This is a genomic window from Mesorhizobium sp. M7A.F.Ca.CA.003.01.2.1 (genome assembly GCF_003998945.1).
Lineage (GTDB): Bacteria > Pseudomonadota > Alphaproteobacteria > Rhizobiales > Rhizobiaceae > Mesorhizobium > Mesorhizobium ciceri.
On record NZ_RZRA01000256.1, the window covers coordinates 1 to 6,170 of the forward strand.

The 6,170-nt window shown below is 59.7% G+C and carries 5 protein-coding genes; 1 reads left to right on the plus strand and 4 read right to left on the minus strand.

Annotation, left to right across the window (positions count from 1 at the left end):
* The first annotated feature begins 2 nt into the window (after positions 1-2).
* On the plus strand, positions 3-680 hold the full coding sequence (locus EN969_RS12880) for a helix-turn-helix transcriptional regulator (protein WP_127419158.1): 678 nt from the start codon (positions 3-5) through the stop codon (positions 678-680).
* 81 nt (positions 681-761) lie between these two features.
* On the opposite strand, the gene EN969_RS12885 is transcribed toward EN969_RS12880, so the two are convergent.
* From EN969_RS12885 to EN969_RS12900, 4 genes are all read right to left on the minus strand, one after another.
* A complete protein-coding gene (locus EN969_RS12885) occupies positions 762-1,802 on the minus strand; it encodes a glycosyltransferase family 2 protein (RefSeq protein WP_063167492.1) in 1,041 nt (346 codons plus the stop codon).
* Positions 1,799-3,166: a lipopolysaccharide biosynthesis protein gene (locus tag EN969_RS12890; protein WP_013533110.1), complete on the minus strand. Its 1,368-nt coding sequence runs from the start codon at positions 3,164-3,166 to the stop codon at positions 1,799-1,801. Before EN969_RS12890 ends, EN969_RS12885 begins: the two co-directional genes overlap by 4 nt.
* 184 nt (positions 3,167-3,350) lie before the next feature.
* Positions 3,351-5,609 (minus strand): exopolysaccharide transport family protein, encoded by a 2,259-nt coding sequence (locus tag EN969_RS12895; RefSeq protein WP_244514268.1) that lies wholly within the window; start codon positions 5,607-5,609, stop codon positions 3,351-3,353.
* Positions 5,584-6,170: asparagine synthase C-terminal domain-containing protein (locus EN969_RS12900; protein WP_206525153.1), on the minus strand; the 587-nt coding region annotated here is incomplete at its 5' end. The genes EN969_RS12900 and EN969_RS12895, both read right to left, overlap by 26 nt.

Below are 6,170 nucleotides of genomic sequence, written 5' to 3' on the forward strand. Positions count from 1 at the left end.
GAATTCTTGGTCGCCAATATGGAAGTTTCGGGGGAAAGCCTGTCTCCGCCTTGAGAACGCAAGGTGACCATGCTTCCGCTTGGCATCAAGCACCACAACGGTTCGACAGCGTTGCTGTCGAGCCACGGCAGAGCAGCCTTGCATCTGTTGTGAGAATGCTTGATCGCATCGGTTGTGGCTACCTGATCCTGAACAGCGACAGGAAGGTCATGGAGTGGAATTCAGCCGCTCAAAACACCTTGGAGCGCGAAGGCGAGGCAGCCGATACGGCCAGCAAGGTATTTGCTGCGCTGAGACGGCTGATCGCAAACGTGCCGGGCAATTTTTCTCCTGGCACGCTTTCATGGGTGGTGATCCGAGGCATGGGCGACAGGCCCCTGATATTGAACGAGAAGGGCATAGCAACGCCTGACGCGACAAGCATCGTGGCGCTGCTGGATCGTGAAAACAGGTCCGGGCCAAATCCCCAGACGCTGCAAAGAATGTTTGGTCTGACGAGTGCCGAAACGCAGCTCGCACTGCGCTTGGCGCAGGGCGATGCCCCTTTGGAAATAGCCCGCAAGCGGCGCTTGAGCCGGACCACGATAAGGTCGCAGCTGGCGTCGCTGTTCGCCAAGACCGAAACACGGCGACAGGCGGAACTGGTAGCTCTTCTTGGGCGCATATGCGTTTTGCCGTGAGGCAAACGCCTTTACCATGCGCGCGCACAACAGGCTTGTGCGCGCAATCTGTCGCTGATGTGCTTGTCGGCCAGCCTCACCTTACCGCCGTCGCGTGCGCACCCGGCCCAATCTTGGGCGGATTGCAAACACGTGATTAAGCACGTGCCAGCCCGCCACCTTCATGACCGAAGGCCGGAAGATCTGTATCCCATCCAGGAACGTGGTCAACCAGGACTGCTGGTGGAACCGCATGGGAATACGAGCAACCCGCAGCGCCCGCAGCAATGTCTCGGGAGGCGGGAGATGGTTGCGGTCTTTGATGAGATTCCAGTTAAGCTGCTTGACGGCGAGGGTCACTTCGTCGACCTCGCGGAAACTCTTTGACGTGGTAATGCTTGGATGGCTCGTTGCATCATAAAAGGTAAGCGGATCGCTTATCGCCACCATGTCCCCATGGCTGGCTAGATCGACGAAGAACAGTTGATCCACTCCGGCCGGAATCTCTTTGTGCGTGCGCATCAAGCAGCCGGCACGAATGACGTCGCTGTTGATCAACAATGTGGATGGAATGATCCCCAGGCAGCGTGTCGCGCGCACCAGATAGAGGTCCATCAGGCACTGCTGGCTGGAATAAAGGGAGATCGCTTCCTGCTCCTTGGGGACTTGGCGAAATCTCACTCGCTTGTCCTCGATTATGTTTGCGGCTGACGTCATGAAGGCAACCGACGGGTGCTGTTTGGCAACTTCGGCGAATGTCCTGAGTGCACCTGGCGCAAGCCAGTCATCGTCGTGCAGCAACTTGATCCACCGTCCAGCGCAAGCCAGCATAGCGTTGTTGGTGTTCTCCACCTGACCGCGACCTCGGCTGTTCTCGATGATGCGGATGCGAGGTTCGCTTCGTGCATAGTCGGTCACGATAGCCCAGGTCTCGCCCTCCGGTCCCTCGTCGTCGCTCACGACCAACTCCCAATCGGAGTAATCCTGACCCAGGACGCTGTCGATCGCCCTGCGGATCGTATCGGGCCGGCGAAAGGTTGGTATCCCGACAGAGATAAAAGGGCGTGACCATGAGACATCGGCACGGTCATGCTGGGTGACCGCAACTGCCGCTTGAAGATTGTCAACCGACGACGAATTCATGGTGTTTTTTCCTCGAGACATTCATGTTGGATGCACGTTGCAGCGCCTGCTGGTTGGGGGTCGTGGGTCAACAAATACAGCGATGCTGCCATTTTCAGAGCGAAACCCGACGCGCCGCCGGCGGCCATGAAATAGATGACGGTGACTGGCTGCCAGCCCGCCTGGGCGCCGGCGAGCAGCGGGCCAAACACGAGAACCGCTCGTGCGAGGTCGATGACCAGTCTTGTTCCTTGCCGACGTAGCAGAGCGGGAACGTCGCTAAGCGGAGTAGACAACGCTTGTGCCGCGCCCATCAGCGCCAGTGCGGTCATGATTTCCGCGGTGGGCATCCAAGGCTCGCCCAGGAGCGGAACGACCACATAGGGCGCGGCGAGTCCAAGCAGCAATATCGGCACCGCGGTAAAGCCGGCGGCCAGCAGGAGAAGCCCGCGTGCCACGCCAAGCAGGTGTCCACGATTGTTGTTCTGGTTTGCTTCGGCGACAAAAACATTGCTGAGCGGTGAAGCGATCAGCGTCACTGGACCGGTAACCAGGCGCGTTGCCACGCCCAAATATCCGGCAAATGCGGTGCCGAACAGCCCACCGACAAGAACTGCCGGAAGATTGTTGATCGCTATGCTCGCGAGTGTTGCGGGGATATCGAACAGAGGAAATTTGTATTCCCGCCGGGCCTTTTCGAACACCGCACGCCAAGGTGCCCGGGCGATGCCGCGCAAATCCTCCCAGCTCGTCACCCGATAACCGATATACCCGATAAAGACGAACTGGCTCAAAATATGGGCATGGATCATCGCTTCGCCGCCAAGGTTGGCAATGCCGAAAACCAATTGCAGTGCAGCCATGCTCGCCGGCAGGATCAGCCGCCCAAGGGCAAAGTCGCGCAAAAGCCCAGCACGCAGGCTCCAGCAGTTCATGGCTTCGACCAGACCTGCGCCTCCCATTCCGATCGGAATGAGCCAGGCAAGCGAGCCGAGGCGGTTGGGAGCAAGGTTCGACAGCATCTGTCCGGCCGAAAAGGCCAGGACGGTGGTCACGAACACAGCCAAAAGGATAAGCTTGACCGTCACATAGGCCTGGGCGCTCCCCTTAACCCCATAGAGTGACGCCTCGAAGCGCAATGCTGCGACCCCGGCGAGTATGTTCACAATCGACAGATAAATCGTAAAGATGCCGAAATCCGCAGGCGAATAGAGCCGCGCCAAGACCGGAATCGCAGCAAGAAGGGTGAGTTGGCCGACAATTGCCATCGCCGACACCTCACCAGCTGCACGAATGATCGAACCGATCGTGCTCGGCCGAACAGCGATGATGGCTGTGTCGGCCGCGGGAACCATCTTGGGTCTCAGAAGGTCGCTCAGTGCCATCGGTTCGCGCTTCCGAGGGAGGCAAATATCGGGGATTGCCGCAGCCTACGATGCACACCGAACGTTGCCATCATTCACCTGAATGACGCGCTCTGCGGACAGGCTGCACCCTGAATCGTCCGGGCCGCTCCCTGGATGAACCGCCCCCGGATCGTCCGCGGCCCAAGGACGAGCCTATGCTTGGTCATGCTATCTGCTCGCGCAAGAGGTCGGCGCTATCCTCGAGCCGATATCCGGCATGTTTTTTCAAGTTCACTTGCGTGAGGACGCTGCCGACGGGTACCGCAAGAGAACCGTTGCCCTGAAGGAGTTCCAGCACCCCGCGAGCGAGGGTACGTGGCGTTTTCCTCCATCGGACGGCAAAAAGCACCGCATCAGCCCATCCAGCCAGAAATTTGGCTTCCGGCCGCCCGAGCGCCGACGGCAGGTTTATGATGACGATGCGATAGGTCAAGTGCAGATCCGCCATCACTTTGCCCCCATCCTCGCAGGACAACACCGCCAGCAGATCGTCCGACGGAGCAGCGGTCATCACGTCGATGCCGATTTCATGCAGACTGGCCACGGCGTTTTCCAGGTTGCTGCGATTGCAGACATAATCAGCGAAGGAATGGCGGCTCTTGCGCTCGCTGAACTGATGCAGGAACTCGAGCGTGAGTTGAACGCCCTTGCGTTCAAGATCGATCAAGAGAACACGACCGCCCATCCGCGTGCCGGCCAGCGCCAGACTCCATGCGAGCTCGGTCCCCCCATCCTCCGGGACGCTGGAGGTGACAAGCGCCGTGTACGACGAACGAGCCCTCAGCGCATTGGGCGCCGCAGCAATCAGCAACGACGTCACGGCGCGGCTATAGGCGGAGCTGCGCTCGCCCAGGACAAGGGTTCGCAGTCGTTTGGCATGCACCCTGCCTGCTTCGGGAATCTGCCCCATACATGGAACCTTGAGCACCGCTTCCGCCTCGGTCTCACCGCGGAAAGTCCGATCGAAGTGATTGCGCATCGTGACGAAAATCGCGCCCAGTATAGCGAACACAATCATCCCGGGCGGAACAAGGAAGATGGCGGGCAAGGTCTGCGGGATGGTCGGCGGCCATGCCGCCGATAGGATGGAAATTCCAGCCGAGGGAACTCCGATACGCCGCGTCAAATCCTGTTGCCGGCCAAGAAGTTCGTTGTATCGCTGGGTCAGCAAACTGACCTGCGGCTCGAGAACCCGCAACCCGGAAAGCCGGCTGGCGGTGTCGGCCATGACCGCATCCAAAATGGCCTTCCGGCTCTCAAGAGTGGCGATCTGGGCACGGAAAATGTTTGCGTCCGCAGCAATCTTGTCGATGCCTTGTTCGACCTTGCTTTCGGTCAGGTTTCTGAGTTCTTGGTCCGCAGGCGCGCGAGCCTGTCGAGCCGCAAGATCGGCAAGTTCAGGCCCGCCAATGGCTTCGGCCACGGAGACGAAAGAAGCCCCCTGCGCTCGAAGCTCCTGAACATGTCGCAGCCGAGTTTCCACAGCGGCGAGATCTGCGTTTGACATCGACAATTGCTGGCTGAGGTCGGCCCGTTCCCTGGCTGCATTGTCCGCCGAGCCTTGGTCGATGGCTCCGTGGCTCAACCGATATTTCTCAAGGCGGTCGGCCGCTGCCTGCAGATCGTTTTGCAGCCTGGGCAGGCTGGTGGTGATCGCATCGAGTTCTTGCTGGTCGGATGCCTGCCTTCTCCTTATCAGATTGTCGACATAGACCTGAGCGAATGTGTTGGCCACGAGCGCCGCCCGCGCGGGACTGTCATCGGCGAAAGCGACGGAGACTACTCTCGATCGCAGCTCCTGCCCGACCCGCATTCCTTGCCGCAAGGCTCTCAATTCAGAGGCATCCTCGGCCTGTGAATCGCTGATTGTTTTGTCCGCTCCTGGCCACAGTCGGTCCAGTAGACCACCGGCAAGCGAGCGTGTCCTCGGGGGAGGGATGGCAGACGGCTCAAGCCGGGAATTCCCGCTAGCGGAATTGTCCTGTCCGGTTTCAGCCGCACCTGTCTTGCGCAGTGCCGCCATGACGCGGCGCAGATGGTCTTGCGACGATAGCATCGTGATGTGGTCATCTATGCTTGAATCGACGAGGTCCTGCGAAGACGGGGCGCCGACGGGCAGTGAACCGCGCGATGGGGCGTCGATGATAAGCTGAGTAGTTGCTTCGTAGAGAACCGGGCGAAGACTTCCCAGCAACCCCGCCAGCAGCCCGCCCAACACAGCGAAGGCAACAATAGACCATTTTCGCCTTGCCAGAATCACGAAGAGTTGGTGCGACGCGGTGGCCGGCTCGACATATTCGCGCAATGACCGCACGTGCACTCTGCCTTCGAGAACCGGTGCTGGTGGTTGATTGATCCGTGGCAGCTGGATCGGGCTGATTGCGGAACCTACCATTTTATACTCCTGCCAGATCGGGTTCATGAATTGGGCCGGTTTCCTGTGCTTGCCGGTTGGCTCGGCTCCGCCAGGCCTGGAACATCAATGCGGACCACAATTCGCGCGAGCGGTTCTGGCCATCAATGTGATCGCGCCAGCAGGCGTCGATCTTCGCAGCGTCCAATACGTCACTGCTTTCTGCTCGCATGTCGGCGAGAAGATCGCTGGCCCAGTTGCGCAGCGGACCCCGCAGCCATGCTGCGATAGGGACATCGAAGCCCTGTTTCGGACGCTCGATCAGGTGCTGCGGGAGATAGCGGCGTAGCAATTGACGAAGGATCCATTTGCCGGCGCCATCACGAACTTTCATGTTGGATGGCAGCCGCCAGGAGAATTCGACAACGCGGTGGTCAAGCAGAGGACACCGGCCCTCAAGGCTGTTGGCCATAGTGGCACGGTCCAGCTTCACCAAGATATCGCCAGGCAAGTACCCCGCCATGTCATCGCACAGAAGACGGGAGAGCAGGTCGTCAAGCGGCGGACCGCCGTGGCTGTAGATTGGTTCGGTGGGCCGCTGACGTCCCAGGTTTTCAGCCTGTGGCCGCG